Annotated in this window: 11 protein-coding genes; 6 read left to right on the top strand and 5 right to left on the bottom strand. The window is 66.9% G+C overall.

Annotated features, from left to right (window positions below):
- Window positions 1-3,003 (bottom strand): GH116 family glycosyl hydrolase, encoded by a 3,003-nt coding sequence (locus tag ACGFI6_RS35865; RefSeq protein WP_393126694.1) that lies wholly within the window; start codon window positions 3,001-3,003, stop codon window positions 1-3.
- Window positions 3,004-3,481: 478 nt separating this feature from the next.
- Between ACGFI6_RS35865 and ACGFI6_RS35860 the strand changes: the two genes are divergently transcribed.
- From ACGFI6_RS35860 to ACGFI6_RS35845, 4 genes are read left to right on the top strand one after another with little or no spacing between them, the layout of a single operon-like run.
- Window positions 3,482-6,307 (top strand): DUF5722 domain-containing protein, encoded by a 2,826-nt coding sequence (locus ACGFI6_RS35860; RefSeq protein ID WP_393126692.1) that lies wholly within the window; start codon window positions 3,482-3,484, stop codon window positions 6,305-6,307.
- Between the two features lie 18 nt (window positions 6,308-6,325).
- Window positions 6,326-7,774 (top strand): ABC transporter substrate-binding protein, encoded by a 1,449-nt coding sequence (locus tag ACGFI6_RS35855; protein WP_393126690.1) that lies wholly within the window; start codon window positions 6,326-6,328, stop codon window positions 7,772-7,774.
- On the top strand, window positions 7,774-8,691 hold the full coding sequence (locus ACGFI6_RS35850; protein WP_393126688.1) for a carbohydrate ABC transporter permease: 918 nt from the start codon (window positions 7,774-7,776) through the stop codon (window positions 8,689-8,691). The genes ACGFI6_RS35855 and ACGFI6_RS35850 overlap by 1 nt, the downstream gene beginning before the upstream one ends.
- Window positions 8,675-9,514 carry a carbohydrate ABC transporter permease gene (locus ACGFI6_RS35845; protein ID WP_393126686.1) on the top strand — a complete coding sequence of 280 codons (840 nt, stop codon included), beginning with the start codon at window positions 8,675-8,677 and terminating at the stop codon, window positions 9,512-9,514. Before ACGFI6_RS35850 ends, ACGFI6_RS35845 begins: the two co-directional genes overlap by 17 nt.
- 4 nt (window positions 9,515-9,518) lie before the next feature.
- On the opposite strand, the gene ACGFI6_RS35840 is transcribed toward ACGFI6_RS35845, so the two are convergent.
- Window positions 9,519-12,881 (bottom strand): beta-N-acetylglucosaminidase domain-containing protein, encoded by a 3,363-nt coding sequence (locus ACGFI6_RS35840; RefSeq protein ID WP_393126684.1) that lies wholly within the window; start codon window positions 12,879-12,881, stop codon window positions 9,519-9,521.
- 157 nt (window positions 12,882-13,038) lie between these two features.
- On the opposite strand from ACGFI6_RS35840, the gene ACGFI6_RS35835 reads away from it, so the two are divergent.
- Both ACGFI6_RS35835 and ACGFI6_RS35830 read left to right on the top strand, forming a co-directional pair.
- A complete protein-coding gene (locus ACGFI6_RS35835; RefSeq protein ID WP_393126682.1) occupies window positions 13,039-13,533 on the top strand; it encodes a DUF3592 domain-containing protein in 495 nt (164 codons plus the stop codon).
- A gap of 102 nt (window positions 13,534-13,635) precedes the next feature.
- The gene (locus tag ACGFI6_RS35830; protein ID WP_393126680.1) at window positions 13,636-14,031 is read left to right on the top strand and encodes an SRPBCC domain-containing protein; all 396 of its coding nucleotides are present in this window, start codon (window positions 13,636-13,638) and stop codon (window positions 14,029-14,031) included.
- On the opposite strand, the gene ACGFI6_RS35825 is transcribed toward ACGFI6_RS35830, so the two are convergent.
- The 3 genes from ACGFI6_RS35825 to ACGFI6_RS35815 form a co-directional block, all read right to left on the bottom strand.
- Window positions 14,021-14,650, bottom strand: a complete 630-nt coding sequence (locus ACGFI6_RS35825) for a ferritin-like domain-containing protein (protein WP_393126678.1) — start codon at window positions 14,648-14,650, stop codon at window positions 14,021-14,023. The two genes, ACGFI6_RS35830 and ACGFI6_RS35825, sit on opposite strands and share 11 nt — an antisense overlap.
- A gap of 13 nt (window positions 14,651-14,663) precedes the next feature.
- The gene (locus tag ACGFI6_RS35820) at window positions 14,664-15,332 is read right to left on the bottom strand and encodes a ferritin-like domain-containing protein (RefSeq protein ID WP_393126676.1); all 669 of its coding nucleotides are present in this window, start codon (window positions 15,330-15,332) and stop codon (window positions 14,664-14,666) included.
- Between the two features lie 80 nt (window positions 15,333-15,412).
- Window positions 15,413-16,129, bottom strand: coding sequence for a class E sortase (locus tag ACGFI6_RS35815; RefSeq protein WP_393126674.1), 717 nt, complete (start codon window positions 16,127-16,129; stop codon window positions 15,413-15,415).
- Between the last annotated feature and the right edge of the window lie 94 nt (window positions 16,130-16,223).

Below are 16,223 nucleotides of genomic sequence, written 5' to 3'. Positions count from 1 at the left end.
CTACAGTTCGGCGGCCAGGACGCGCACCGTGCGGCCCGCCTTGTAGCGCCGCTTGATCTTCAGTCCCTTGCCCGTGATGGTGACGCTGTCACGCGTCACCATCACGTCGAGCTGCTGTCCGCGATAGTGCAGATTCCGTACGCCCGCGGTGGCCAACGTGACGGGAAGATTCGGCGTGACGACCAGCGCATCCGGCTCGGCCTCGACGCCGATGAACGCGTACAGGAAGCTGGCCGGCGCGAGTCCGCTCTCCGGGAACGGGATGTCGGTCCCGACCGAGCTGCCGGCCGCGCTGCCGACCGTGCTCTCCCCGCGGAACAGCGGAGCGCCACCACAGATGTGGTCCGGCTCGCTCCACCGGTCGAGGATCGCCGTCATCCGCGCCCAGGCATCGTCGGCGGACCGGTAACGGGCGCGCGCCATCACGTCGAAGCCCGAGGTGTAGAGGATCGCTCCGCCGTCCTGCACCTCGTCTCCCCAGGGCGTCGTGAGGTGCGACAAGAAGAACCAGTAGCTGTTGCGACGGGTCGTCGACCTCGGTGCGAACACCCACTTGGAATAGATGTCCGCCGGCCCCTCCACATGGTCGCCGAGGGCAACGATGAATCTGGTCGCGGCATCCGGCGCGAGAGTCCCGTCCGTGTACGCCTTTGCGCCCGCTACCGGCGTCGCCGAGGACCACCACGCGAGCGTCCCCGTGACCTGTGAGACCTCCAGGTAGTAGACGCCGGGTGACTGCTTCGGTACGTCGACGTGGGCGATCTGACCGTCGGTCCAGTCGCTGAACTGCTGCTCGATGATCTTGACCGGAGCGGCACCCGGCAGCCCCTGGTAGAGCGTCATGGTGAATGCGGCACCGCGCGCACCATAAGTCGGGAACCGCGCCGCGACACTGGTGAACTCGGCATCCGCCGTGAAGCTCTGCCCCAGCGAGTGGCCGGCCGCGATCTTCGGCGCCAGTCCCCCGCTCTCGATCATCACAACCGCTTCCTGAACCTCCGTGTGACCGTTGTCCAGCCAGTCGAAGATCCGCGCGGCCTGCGCCTCGGTCGGGAGGCCGAACGACGCCGCCTCGAGATTGACGTACGTCGACCCGTAGTCGTGAACGACCCCGTCGGCGTCGATCGCCTGCACGTACCGGCCGGCCGCGTCGTTGAAGAACAGCTCGTTGTAACGCGACCGGACGCGCAGGCGCAGTGCCCTCAGCTCTCCCGCCCGCGCCTTGTCCCCGACGTGGTCCTCGAGCTGAGCCATCGCCTCGAGAGCCCCGTAGAAATAAGCGTTCAGGTACGCGTCCTGATGGCCGAACGACGTGACGTCCCAGTAGTTCGAGGCCAGCGCCCCGTCGCGTCCACTGTGGTCGGGCGACGCGATCGTGACGACCCCGGTCGATCCGCCGAGCGAGTCGAGATAGAAGTTCATCGCGCGGCGCGCCCGCGGCAGCATCGTGGTGAGGAACTGGGCGTCGCCGGTCCACGAGTAGTAGCGCCACGTACCGAGGACGTACATCGCGTTCGACGTGAAGTGCCTGGCGTCGAACAGCGCCGGATCCGGGAACGGCCAGTTCGGCGAGTCCGTCCACGACCAGACATACCCGTCGCTGTTCAGTTTGGTGTTCAGGAGCGAGTCGGCCTGCGCCTGTGACCCGGCTGTGCCGGTCCAGTCCAGGATGCGACCGTTCCAGTCCGCCCAGTCCATGGCGTGTCCGGTGAACCGGAAGCTCAGCGCGCGCTCCCAGTAGAACGTGGACAACTGCGCTGCCCGCTGCGCATCGGATGCCACGAAGACCGGGAAGACGTCCGGCAGTACGTCGGATTGCGGCCGGACCTGCACCGCCACCGATCGTGCGATGGTGGCCTGCGCGTCGGCGCTGCCCGAGTTGAGCGTGAGCGCCATCGACGTACCGGTCATCGCACCGTCGAGAACTGGCTCGTCGCCGGTGATCTTGAGGTCGTACGGCCCGCTGCCGCCTGCCGTGACCGTTGTGGAGCCCGAGACCGGGTTGGTCCACGCGTCGCGGCGTTTCAGTTGCTCGGCGGGCATGTAGTCGCCGGTGTCCCCGTAGAAGCGGTTGAACAAGACTCCGTCCGCAGCCTCGACGGAGTACCCGTCGCGGCGCCAGGAGGTGTTCAGCGTCAGGCCGGGGTCGGACCGCTGCGCGTTGTTCCACTGGATGTCGTACGTCATCGCCAGGTTCGGGCCGGTCAGCTTGAGGTCCCACGAGGCGGTGCCGTCGACGTTGAAGCCGGTGACGTCGAGCGTCATCGTCCGGCCGGCCAGCACCTGACGATCGCCGTACGCCGAGCCACCGACGTCGACCGTCGCCGTCCCGAGCTGACTCCACCAGCCAGGCGTTCCCGACAGGTGCGAGATCTCCAAGTAGTAGGCACCGGCGGGTTGATCCGGTACGTCCAGATAGGCCCATCCGTTGTCCTGGAGCGGATTCACCTCGCGGCTGGCGATCTCGGTCAGTCCGCTTGCCGGCGTACCCGCGTACAGCGTCATCGTGACCGCCGAGTTCTGGCTGTTCCAGGTCGGGAACTCGCCGCCGACGCGGGAGAAGCGATACATCGTCGCGGTGAACGACTGCCCGAGGGTGTGTCCCGAGCTGAGTGGGACCGGTGAGTTCTGCTGTCGCTGCTGGAGGTTGAGCGCGGAGGGCAGCTGGATGCCGGCCAGGCTCAGCGTTGTGTCGCTCGCCTTCCAGGTGACGCCGTTGTTGAATCCGGCGTCGAAGAAGTCGGTCGCGCCGAGGAACACCGAGCCGAACGCGGTCGGCTCGTACTTTCCGGCGCCGGACGGATCACAGCCGAACCGGGTCAGCTTTCCGTAGGCGCCGGACAGACTGACGAATCCGTTCTCCAGTTGGTACGTCGCGCCCTCGGCGGCGGCCGCCTGAAGCGGCCGGCCGATCCCGCCGCCCGCGGCCAGGACCAGGCCACTGCCCGCCCCCTGGAGAAACCTTCGCCGACTGATCCGAAAGCGCGTGCTGCGTGTGGCCATAGGGGTCTCCAACCCACTTGAAAGCTTTCAGGTAGCGTCACAGACCCGATCGAAACCTGTCAACGAAGTGCCGGTTCTGGCCACCTCGCCGGAACCGGGGCCGCCGATCCGATTATGTTGCTTTAGGCAACTATCGTCTCCGCCGCCTTAATTGCCTCTAGCCCCTATTTGCTGACGGCCGGACAATTGCCCGGGCTTGTCCAGATCTGGACACCCTTCCCGCAAAGGGTTGCGCTCGGTGGACGAGGTCGTCACTCTGAGCACGCCCGGCATGGCTCGGTCTGGGGAAGGAAACATCATGCATCCGAGAAGACGGCATCGATGGAGATTCGCGGCGGTCGTGGCGATATCGGCGCTACTGCTGAGCACTCACACAGCGCAGGCCGCAGTACCTCCACCCGCGCAGACAGTTCATCGGATTGCCGCCGCATCCGCCGAGGGCATCGCGTCCGTCGCCGTTGCAGACGATGCGGTCACCGTGTCCGGTTCGGTGGGCGCGGCGCGAGCAGGTTCCACCGTTGACGTGTTCGCCTCCGGTGCGCAGTCCTCGGCCACAACGGCCGACGCGCAGCCGTTCGGAACTGTCGTGGCGGATGCGGCCGGCCAGTTCTCCGTCCAGGGTTCGCGGCATCGTGGCGACGGGACGGACAATCTCTATGCCCAGTTCACGGCAACCGTCGACGCAGTAGCGGTCGGCGCACCGCATTTCGCGGACGACGTGCAGTTCAAGGCGCCCAACACCTCGCCGTTCCCGCAGGTGCTCGACAAGAAGGGCCTGCAGGTTCAGATGTCGGACGACGCCGAGAGTCTGGGCGTGCAGCACGCGGCCATCAACCTCGATCTCGCGGCCATCATGCTGAACAAGAAGACGAGCGATCAGAACATCACGTTCTCCAGCGGCGGGAACGACTACTACTTCGACGCCGCCGCAGTCGCCGCGCTCGACACCCAGATCAAGGCAGTGTCCGACAACGGCACTCTCGTCAACCTGATCGTCTTGCTGTACCGGCACGACAACGACCCGAACAGTGCGGCCGGCATTCTGATCCACCCCGATGCGTCGCGCGAAGCCGGCGCGGGTCCGGTCTACGGGTTCAACACCGCCACGGCCGAAGGCATGCGCTACACCACCGCCGCGATGGAGTTCATCGCCAGTCGCTGGTCACGCACGGACGAGAAGTTCGGGCGCGCCGTCGGCTTCATCGTCGGCAACGAGGTGGACGCACAGTGGATCTGGTCGAACTCCGGCGAGAAGACGATCGACCAGTTCCTGAACGACTACTCGCGCGCGCTGCGGGTGATGTCGCTGGCGTCCAGGAAGTACTACGACAAGGCGCGTACCTACATCTCGCTGACCCAGCACTGGTCGATCCCGGCCGGCGCGAACTCGACCCGCTTCTATCCCGCCAAGGATGTGATCGACACCTTGAACGCGGTGTCGAAAGCCGACGGGGACTTCCCCTGGTTCATCGCGTACCACCCGTATCCGCAAGACCTGTTCAAACCCGATTTCTGGAACGACACCGAGGCCACCGACAGCGTCGACACCAAGCTGATCACGTTCAAGAACGTTCAGGTGCTGCCGCGGTACCTGGCCTCGAGTGACCTGCTGTACAAGGGCGAACCCCGCCGGATCATCCTTTCCGAACAGGGCTGCCACACTCCGGGCAACGGCCGTAATCTGAGCCTGGACGCGGAGAAGCTGCAGGCGGCCTGCTTCGCGTATGCGTACTACAAGATCCGCTTCCTGCCCTCGATCGACAGCTTCATCCTGCATCGCCATGTCGATCATCAACTGGAGGGCGGGCTGAATCTCGGGCTGTGGACGTCGGACTATTCCACCGACAACCCGAATGCACCGCTACGCCAGAAATACAGCTACAACGTCTTCAAGTACATCGACACCGCGCGGTCGCTCGAAGTCACGGATTTCGCGAAGAAGATCATCGGTATCGACGACTGGTCCCAGGTGATCGAGGGCTTCGATCCGGCCGCGCTCGACCAGCGCCCGATCACCACGACGGCCGGAACCCGGCTCGACGCGAAGGAACACGGCGCGCACCCGCTCGGTTCCTTCGCGACCGGGGCCGACGGCTGGGTGGCTTCCGACAACGTTGCGGCCGCGACTGCGGCCGACGGCGCGCTGCACGTCGTCGATGCACCGAAGACCTTCGCCAAGCAATGGCGAGGCGTCGCCAAGACCTTCGCCGGCGACCAGGCACCCACTGCGCGTGGCTGGCTGAGTGCATCGGTGCGAGTCCCGAGCGACACGAAGCTGGGCACTGAGACGGTCGCGCGGATCACGGCCACGACGTCGGCCGGTCAGGTCGTCGAGGGAGATGCCCACGTCCCGGCCGACGGCAAGTTCCACTCGCTGGCGCTCCCGTTGCCTCGTACGGTGGCGACCGGCACGCTGGCCAAAGTGAAGGTCCGGATCCGCGGGACCGGGACCTCCGAACCGGTGACGTCGTTCGATCTCCGGTCGGTTTCGCAGTCCGATGGTGTCAGCCGTTCTCAGTTGCCCAACGTCTTGGTTGCCGCCGCGACGGACAGCGCAGAACTGGTCGGCTCGAAACTGACGGTGAGTATCACCAACCTGGACACCGACGTGCTGCAAGGTGCAGCGCGGATCCCACCGGCCTGCGGCGACTTCGAGACGCGACCGAACGCGGCGCCGATCCCGCCGACAACGTTCGGCGGCGTCGCAAGGGTGACCTTTCAGGTCGCGGCCGTGCGTGGCGACCCCTCGACGGTCTGCGTGGAACTCGGAGACCACACCTTCAAGGTGCCGGTCACCATTCCGCCTCCCGCAGAGAATCTGGTCTACGACTTCGAGACCGACACTCAGGGCTGGGTCGCCGGCAGCGGCGTCGACTCCGTCGCCCGGGTGACCAGCTTCGCGAACGGGCCGGGCGCCCCGCGCGGCGGATTCGGTGCGCTCGAGGCGACGGCCGCACCCGCCCCGGCGACGGCAGACCGGACGATGTCCGTGACACCGACCAGTCCGCTCGACCTGAGTCCGGCGAGGTCGGTGTACGTGTGGATGGACTCCTACGGCGGCGCTCCCGGCGCCACGGGCTATGTGGCCACGTTCACTCTGACCGCAGCCGACGGTACGACGATGACCGAGAAGGACACCGCGTTCACGCCGGACACCTGGAACAAGCTGTCGATCGATGTCAGCGGGTGGGCGTCACGTACCGCGGTGACTTCGATCCAGGTCACCTTCGCGGCCACCGGTACCGACTATCCGAACTGGACCACCAGGTTCCAGGTCGACGACCTGGGATATCTCACCAGCTGACCCGAGAAAGGGATGAAGATGACAACAGCATCCAGACGCCGTGTGATGGCGCTGGGCATCGGCCTGGTGGCCTCCACGATGCTGGTCGCGGCTTGCGGCGGCTCGGCCGGGTCGGGCAAGCCGGGCGACAAGGTGACGATCACACTCTCCGGCCCGAATCAATGGAACAGTTCCGGCTCGAGCTTCGGGAAGCCCTGGGAGGAGCTCGTCGCGGCCTTCGAGGCGAAAGAGCCCAACATCAAGGTCAAGACCGTGGTCCTCCCGCTCAACAGCTTCGCCCAGACCATTTCCACCCAGCTCGCGGCCGGCACCGCCCCTGAACTGGTGTTCAACCAGGCACCGCACAAGCCGGAGATGGTCGTGCCGCTGGACGACTATCTGAACAAGCCGAACCCGTACATCGACGGCAACAAGCAGTGGATCGATGTCTTCCGCAAGAAGTTCTACGGATTCGGCAACGGGAACAGTCGCAACGCCGCCGGAAACATCGAGTTCGTGCCGTTCAACCTGGTGGGCATCGGCCTGTTCACCAACAACGACGCGTTCCAGAAAGCCGGCGTTCAGCTGCCCTTCAAGGATTTCGAGGACCTGATCGCGGGCTGCGGGAAACTCAAGTCGGCCGGTTACACGCCGCTGGCGATGGATGCGTCGGATCTGGGGCCCGGCTGGACGATGGCGACCATCAGCGGGATGCTGCTGGACAAGTACGCCGGTAAGTACAACGTCTACGCACCGGACGGGTCGGCCGGCAAGGCCCCGACCGTCACCGCGAAGGGCACCGCGCGCGCCGTGCTGTCCGGCGAGTTCAGCAGCCGTACCCCCGAGGTGACCGAGTCACTCAACCTGCTCAAGAGGCTGTGGGACGGATGCGTCGACAAGAACTGGTCCGGAGTGACCGGTGACAACGGCGCGGTCATCGGGCTCCGGGACTTCGCGGCCGGCAAGGCGGCCATGGCCTGGGGGGTGAACTTCGGCGTCAGCGCGCTGGCCGACGTTCCGTTCAAGGTCGGCAGCATGCCGTTCCCGAAGATCACCACCGCCTCCTCGTCGTTGGCGACCGACGCGCCGGCGCGCTTCGGCGCGAGCCCCGGCGGAACCAGCTACATGATCCCGAGTGCGACCAAGGGCGCCAAACTCGATGCCGCCGTCAAGTTTCTGCAGTTCGTCAGCGCACCGGACCGGATCCAGCCATGGCTCGCCGCGACCGGCGGCATCCCGGCGGTCGAGGGTGCGAAGGGCGCGGATCAGACCAATGCGTTCGCCGCGGGATCGTGGGGCGAGGCGATTCCCTTCGCCATGCCGGGTCCGCCGCCCGGAGTGACGCAGCTCAGTCTCTGGGACGGCTGGCTGCTCGGCTCGCGCTCCCTGGACAAGGAACTCGACTACCTGCAGGACATGTGGACCAAGGCCCAGAAACAGGCTGTCACCGACAACAAGTGGCAATCAGAGCCTTGGGCAAAGAAGTAATGGCCCGGGCGGAGGCGCCGGTCCGGCGCCGCCGACGGGTGCCCTGGGCGGTCTACCTTGCCCTGCTGCCGTTGTTCGCGGTGCTCGGCGTCTTCGCCTACTACCCGGCCGGATCCGGGATCTGGCACTCCCTGTACGACTGGCGGCCCGGCTTCGAATCGTCCTGGGTCGGGCTCGACAACTACGTGGCGATGTGGCACGACGATCTGTGGTGGCGGTCCTTCCGCAACCTGGGCTACATCTTCGTCTTCCAGGTCACCGTCGCCTGGGCACTGCCGCTGCTGGCCGCCGAACTGATCATCTCGCTGCGCAGTGAACGGGCACAGTTCTTGTTCCGAACGCTCCTGATCGCCCCGATGGCCTTCCCGGGCGTGGTCACCGTACTGCTCTGGTCGGCGATGTACGACCCGAACAGCGGCGTGATCAACCGCTTCCTGCAGTCGATCGGGCTCGACCCGCTCGCTCACAACTGGACCGGCGACCCGCGGACCGCGCTGCTTGCCCTGTTGTTCATCGGGTTCCCGTTCGTGGCCGGGCTGCCGTTCCTGATCTTCCTGGCCGCGCTCCAGGGCATTCCCAAGGAGGTGTTCGAGGCTGCTTCGCTGGATGGTGCCAACAGGCTGCGCCGATTCTGGAGTGTCGACCTTCCGCTGATGACGTCGCAGGTCAAGCTCCTGGTCTTCCTCGCGACCATCGGTGTCCTCCAGTACGGCTTCGCGGCCTACCTGTTGACCGGCGGCGGACCGGACAACGCCACCCAGGTGCCGGTACTGCGGATGCTCGGCGTCGCGTTCCAGGGCAGCCAATGGGGCTACGCGGCGACGCTGTCGACGATGTTGTTCCTGATGACCATCGTGTTGAGCATCATCGTGGTCGTCGTCAAGCGAGGGGACAAGACAGATGTCAAGTCGCTCTGAGCGCCGGCGCAGCGGTCAGCCACTGGTGATCCTGGCCCTCAGCCTGATCGCGTTCGTCGGGCTGTTCCCGTTCCTGTTCATGCTGATGACGTCGCTCAAGACCAATCAGCAGTACTACGACACCTTCTGGCGGCCGACGCTGCCGCTGCACCTGGAGAACTACAGCGCCGCCTGGCAACAGATCCAGCCGTATTTCATCACCTCACTGATCGTCGCGGCCGCCGCGATCGCCGGGACGCTCCTGCTCTGCACCGTCGCAGCCTTCGTCTTCGCGAGGTACGAGTTCTGGGGGCGCAAGGTGCTCTTCGCGATCGTTGCGCTGCTCTTGATGGTTCCCGGGATCTCCAGCCTGATTCCACTGTTCGTCCTGATGCGCGATCTGGGCATCCTCAACACCCGGCTGGTTCTGGTCCTCCCCCATATCGCGGGCGGAGCCGTGCTCGGGACGCTGCTGATGAAGACGTTCGTCGAACAGATGCCGCAAGAACTGTTCGAGGCAGCGCGCGTCGACGGGGCCTCGGGTCCGCGGATGTTCTGGTCGATCATGATGCCGTTGTCGTTGCCCGTGGTCGGCACGATCTCCCTCGTCACGGTCATCGGGGTCTGGAACGACTTCTTCTGGCCGCTACTGACCATCGCGGACAACAACCTGCGCACTGTGTCGGCCGGCCTGCAGTTCTTCCAGACCCAGAACGCCACCGAGTACGGGCCGCTGTTCGCCGGTTACGCCTTGGCCAGCATCCCGCTTCTGCTGCTCTTCCTGTTCCTGTCGAAGTACTTCCTGGCCGGCCTGCAAGGTGGTCTTCCCGGGTCGGGACGCTAGTGCATCAGATGGCTGGGTAGGCTTCCAGTTCGTAGAGGGAGTAACCGTATTGCGTGGCGCGGTGGACGCCCTGGAAGCGGACGTAGCGGGCGGTGGTGTCGAGCCACAGGGTGTCGGTTCCGCCGTCGCCGTTGGTGACCTCGGTCGCGGTGGTCCAGGTGTTCGCGTCGTCGGACACCTGGATCTGGTACGCGGATCCGTACGCGGTCTCCCAGCGCAGCACGAGCTTGCCCAGGTGCGTCGACGTACCGAGATCGAGCTGCAGCCAGGCCGCGTCGTCGTAGCCGGACGCCCAGCGGGTGGTGGCATTCCCGTCGACGGCGAGGTCGGCGGTGAACGACGTACCGGATTCGATGCTGGAGGCAACGACTGGTTGGTGGACGGCGACGTTCGTGGTTCCGGTCCGCGGGCGGACGGCGACTCGCAGTACGGCGTCGAAGCTGGTCTGACCGGCGGTGAACGTGACCGGGATGTCGACGTCGGCCAGGGTTGCGTCAGCGGGCGGGGTCAGCTTCACCGGTACGGACTGGGTGAAGCCGCGCTTGACGACGACGGCCGCGCTGGTCTCCGCAGTCCACCCGGCCGGTGCTGTGACGGCCAGCGTGCCGCTGACGTCCGTACCGCGGTTCGCCGAGACATCCACGGTGAAGGTCGACGCCACCCCGCGCACGATGTCGGCCCGATCCTCGGCGACGCTCAAGGACGCGAGCGGCGTGTCCGACCACAGCGGCACGATCTCGGCCACACCAGGTGTGCCGCCCGTCCAGACCAGCCGTACTGCCTCGGCCTTCAGATCCGGCACCGGGACCTCGGCGTACGCCGACGACACCGCGCCGACCTTCTGCCACACTCCCCCGACCTGTACCTCGACGTCAGCCGATCCGGCGCCGGGCTGGAGGACGGTGAGTCCGGCGACCTCCCGGGGCTCCGACAGCGTGACGGTCAGCGCATCGCCGGCCTTCGGCGCCGTCGCCGGGACGTAGGCGGTGTCGAGGCTGCCGTCGACGGCCTGCTGGTACGACGATCCGGCGGCCGGCGCCGGTGCGCCGCCGGCGGTCAGGGTCGTCTTCGTTCCACCGATCGTCTCGACCGAGAACTCGCGGACGACCAACCAGTAGTCGCTGCCGCTCAACGAGCGATAGCGGACGTACCGCGCGGTGATGCCGGCCGGCGCAGTGAACCGCACCTCGGCGGTGGTCGCGCGGGTGAGCTCGGTCCAGTGCGTGCCGTCGAGCGAGTACTCGAGGGCGCCGGAGCGGATGAAGTCGTTCGGGCTGGACGACTTGCCCATCAGCACGGCGATCGCGCCGAGCGTCGCCGGTTCGCCGAGATCGACGCGGATCTCGGAGCCGGTGGTCGGCGATCCGTTGCTCCAGTAGAACGTGTTCGGGTCGCCGTCGACCATCCGCGCAGCGACATTGTCCTGGTACGTGCCGAGGCTGGTGGTGGCCGTCCGGCCGGGGTGGACGCCGAGCCAGCGGCCGTGGACGCGGCCGGCTTCAGCGACCAGTTGGTCGACGACGCCTTCGCCGATCCGCGGATACGTTCCGCTGTGCGGCAGCCGGCTGTCCCGGATCGCCTTCGCCTCGGTGACGAGCGCACCCATCCCCTGCCGTGCGGTCCAGGCTGCGGCGCCGTCGCCTGCGTCCAGAGCGTTCAGGAGATCGAGTGCGCGACCCATCGCGCGGCCCCACAGTTCGGTTGCCTCGAGCCACGATTCCGCCTGGTCGACGAAGGCCGGGTCGACCACGCCGGCGCGGATCGTGGCAGGCGCGGCGGTGATCGCGTTCACCTTCGGCCGGAGGGCAGCAATCGCCTGTGCCCGTTGGCCGGACCGCCACAGCTGCCAGAATTTGTCGACAGCCGCACCGAAGACCGGGGCACTGTCCGGGTGCAGCGTGCCGTCGTACGTGTTGAGGTCGGCGAACACCTGTAGTGCGGCAGCCGTCCGTGGATCTCCGCCCGCACGCTCGGCAAGCGCACGCAGCCAGGATGCCTGGGCGTTGTACTTGGCCGGGTTCCAGCTGAGTTCGGCGAACGAGTAGAGCGCGACCTTGCTGACCGCCGCCTGGTTCATCGGGTTCGAGATGACGCCGACCACGCTGTCGGTGATCGCCGGCTCGCGTCCGGTGTACGGCGCGAGCAGCAGGCGGCCCGCGGCGTAGTCGTTGACCGGGTAGTTGTCCCAGATGAGGATGTCGTGACCGAACACCGCCTTCGCCTGGGCGGCCTGCGCCGCGGTGATGGTCCGCGGGACGACGCCGATGCCGGTCCAGTGCACGACCACGTCGCTGTCGAGCTGCTCCCGGATGGCCTGCTTGTACGGTGACTCGCTGACGTTGGAGTACTCCGTCGGCACCATCTGCAGCGGCGCGACGTCCGGCTTGGTCTCCACCCACTCGCGCTGCACGCGGTTCAGCAGGTCGCTCTGCGCGCGTCCCGCGGCGCCGCCGCCGGTCCCGTACTTCGCCTTGTCCGCATCGCAGTGCCACGTGTTGTAGTCGATGTCGTCGAGCGGGACGTTGAAGGACCGGGCGCCGACGTCGTACAACGCCTCGAACTTGGCGATCAGGGCCTGGAAGTCGGCGTCGGAGGTGTAGCAGATCGACAGCCCCGGCGACAGCGCGAACGTGAAGTCGACCTTGTTCTGCCGGGCGCGGGTGACCAGTTCGGCGAGCTGCGCGAGCTTGTCGGCCGGGTACGGGTCGCGCCACTGCTCGCGGTGGTACGGGTCGTCCTTGGGCGCGTACTCGTAGGTGTTCATCCGGTGCTCGCCGAGATAGCTGAGCTCGTCCAGCCGGTCGGCCTGCGACCAGGGCGTGCCGTAGAAGCCTTCGATCGCGCCGCGGTAGCGCATCGCCGGCCAGTCACGGATCGCGACGCCGGGCAGCCAGTCGCGGCCCGGGCGGGCCTGGATCAGCTGCGCAAACGATTGTGCGGCGTAGTACGTACCGTCGCCGTCGACCCCGTCCAGGACCGCCTGACCGTCGCCTGCGGCCAGTACGTAGCCCTCGGCGGGCAGCCCGGTGCTGTCCTGGACGCGCAAACGCTTGAGCACCGCCGGGTCGCGGCCGAGCCAGATCGTCGTCGGCGTCTCCGGATCGGCGCCGTCCGTGGTCCGGATCGTCTTCACCCCGGCACGCTCCAGCGCCTGCCGTACGACACGCTCGGCGTCGGCGTCCGTGCGCGCGGTCCGGACCAGGCCGACCACCGGCGTGATCGGGAAGCCGTCGGTGCGCGGCACGAGCTGTTGCGGCTCCGGCGAGACGGTTGCCGGCGCGGGAGGCGCGGCCGGCGCCTCCTGCGGAATCAGGGCGAACGGGGCGGCCAGGGCAAGCACGCTGACAGCAGACCGGAGCAGGCGCATCGAGTCTCCTCGGACAGGCGGGTGCCGCTAGTTAGCCATTGCGCAGAAGTGCTCGTCAAGGGCTCGCCGCAGGCAGCTTCAGGCATCCGATTCACGCGCCGACACGGCACACCGGTTCGAATGGACAGAACCGGCGGGCTGAGGCTTCATAAATCCTGTGAGCACCCAGCATTCGGCGCGGCGGCTGTCCCGCCGGAAGCGACTCGGCAGCGTCGCGACCTGGACCGTGTTCACGCTGATGGCCGTCGTGATGTTCTCGGTCGGCGTGCTGACGCTGATCTGGGGCATTCACCGGATCAACGACCTCGGCGACCTGTCCGCCCATCAGGAACGCGCCGTCGGTCAGATCGTTGCCACCCGCAAACTCCCGTCCGAGCCACAGGGAACCGGCGGCCGCACCGAGGTCACGATCGGCTTCAAGGCCCCGGACGGCACGTTCCACACCACCACGCAGACGCTGCAACTGTGGAGCCGCGCCCGGCACACCGGCGACAAGGTCGACGTCGTGTACGACCGGCGCAACCCCGACTCGTTCTACGCGACGTCCCTCGGAGTCGAGCGCCTGCGCGACATCCTGATCCTGCTGCTCGCCGCGACGCTCCTGATCGGAGCGCCTGCCGCGTACATCGTCTACGCCCGCGACGCGCTGTAGTACCGGCGACTATCCACCCCGAGCGGTGGGCACAGGACAGGCATGGCGCAAACAACGCATGCAGTACGGACACCCCGGGCGCCGCAGCTCAGGTATGTCAGGATGCTGAATTGTGACGCCGACCGCCTGTGGGACCTGATCACCAAGCCGGACCTCCTGAGCGGCTGGCTCGGTCTGACAGTGCTGAGCGACACGGAGTACGGCGGCTTCCTGGTCACGACCGGCGCGCACACACAGCAGACGGGCATCGTGACGGCCTGTGAGCCGCCGCACTACTTCCAGGCGACCTTCAACGACCCACCACACAGCCCGACCACGGTCCTGGTGGACGTGGTCCCCGCTCGCCACGGCGCCCACCTGATCCTCACCCAGGCCGGCATCCATCAGTCCCGCCTCAACCACTACGCCCACTTCTGGGAACAGTCCCTCGAACGCCTTGCCGACGCCACGCCCCGGGCACCGCTGGCGCCCGGGGCAGGTTCGCCTGCTAGTACGTGATCGCGGCGGCGACCTTTGCCGGGTCCTGGAGGAACGGCGTGACCGCCTTCAGGACGTCAGCCTTCGGGATCCCGACCTCGGTCGAGCCCATGTAGACGCCGCCCTCGGCCTTCAGCCCCAGGAGGTTGCCGACCACTGCTGCGTGCCGGGCCTCGACACCGAAGATGCCCGCAGCAGCCTGCAGGATCATCTTGTCCTTGATGAAACCGGCAGCCCCGAGATAGGCGCCGACACCCTTGTTCTCGAAGATGTGCGACGTCGTGAGATAGCTCTTCCGGCTGTCGAACGCGCCGCCGAAGTCGACCGCCGGCGCGCCCACCGGCGTACCGCCGAGCTTCTGGACCGTCGACATGACGGTCGCGACGTGCGACGCCTCGTCGGCGCCGATCTGCATCAGGTACTTCTTCTCCTGACCCTTCAGCAGCCCGGCGGAATTACCCTGCCGGTAGAACTCCGCCTCCAGGTACTCCAGCGTCAGCGCGTAGTTGAGCACCTCGACGTCGCTGGAGAAGTCCTTCGCACTCGTCAGCTCGAAGCCGTGCGTCAGCGCGCCCAGCGCGGCACCCGGCGCCACCAGGGAGGCGTTGCCGTGGATCAGATCACGAACGGTGTCAGTCATCAGCTGTCCTCCTCTACTTGGCGATGAACGGCATGGCGGCCTTGAGCACCGGCGCCATCCCGAGATGGGCTTCGATCGGCGCCGGGAACGGGTTGCCGCCCGACACCTGCGCGATGATCGCCGCGTGCCGGGACTCCACTCCCGCGATCGACGCGGCCGCGGCCAGGATGTGCCCGTCCTTCACCAGCGGCACCTGCCCGTGGTACGCCTTCACACCGAGCTCTTCGAAGGTGCCGGCCGTCTTCAGGAACGCGGCCCGGCTGGCGAACGTACCCGCCGGGAACTTCACCTTCGGCGCGGCGACCGGCTTGCCGCCGAGATCCTGGATGGTCGTCTTCACGGCCGTCACGTGATTGGCCTCGTGCTGCTGGATCGGGTCGATCAGCTCGAGCTCCCGGCCCTTGAGCAGCTTGGCCTTCAGGCCCATGGTGTAGAACGCCGACTCCAGGTACTCCAGCGTCAGCGCGTAGTTCAGGATGTCCAGGTCGCTCTTCGCGGCCTCCTTCCCGAACCCGCGATCGGCGTTCCCGGAGCTGCCGAACGCGACCGGATCGCCGGCCCGCGTCGCGGCGTACGTGAGACCGACACCGACGAGCGCGGCGTTGCGCAGAAAGCTGCGCCGGCTCTGCTCGTCGCGGAACTCGAGGACCGGACGGCCCCCGAAAATCGTGCGGATACCCATGACTCTCCTCAAATGGATCGATTCAGGTCCCCGTCGACTCGTTGCAGGGGTATCTCCTCCTCGGACCGGCTCGAATTCGTTCACGCCGCGCGCGCCTGGACGACGATGCGCTGGTAGTGGGCGGTGATCGGGTTGCAGGCGAACAAGGTGACGAGCTTCGTGGCTGGGTCCTTCGGCTGCTGCAGCACGAACTTCACGTACTGCGCCTGCGGCACGATCGTGACCCGGACGACCTTGTACGTCGTCCGCGTCGAGCCGATCGTCGCCACGATCGGGTCGCCGGGCCGGAGCCTGTTCAGATACAGGAACGGCTTCTCGTGCGTACTGCGATGCCCGCTGATCACGCTGTTGCCGGCAGCACCGGGCAGCGGCGTACCGGGCCAGTGCCCGACGCCTTTCACGAGCGCCGCCTCGTCGACCCCGTTGTTCAACGGCTGGTCGACCTTCAGACGTGGGATCTGCAGGCGACCGAGCCGCAACTGCTCGCCCGGCTTCGCCTTGATCGCCTCGATCGGCACCCCGGCGGCCGGATTGTCACCGGCCGCGAACTGCGGCTCGACGGGCTTGCCGGCCCGCAACTGATCCAGCATCCGATCAACGAGCGCCTCGTCCCCAGGAGCCGCTTTCGGCGGCGGTGCGTTCGACGGTGATGCTTCTGACGGCGATGTCTTTGGTGGTGCTGCGCTGCTCGGCGACGTGTTGTTGCCGGGCCCGAACACGACGATCGCGACCGCCACCAGCACCACCAGTGCGGTACTGGCCGCCAACCACCGCCACAACGGCTTCCAAGCCTTCATCGGCCCTCCTCACGGACGACTGACAAAGCCTTCGAAGCCGCTCCACCCTCAGATAGGTCCCTTCCTCAGAAAGTTCGCCGGCTTTGTAGCATCG

Source organism: Kribbella sp. NPDC048928 (genome assembly GCF_043197975.1).
Classification (GTDB): domain Bacteria; phylum Actinomycetota; class Actinomycetes; order Propionibacteriales; family Kribbellaceae; genus Kribbella.
This window is presented reverse-complemented; position numbering and strand designations above follow the sequence as displayed.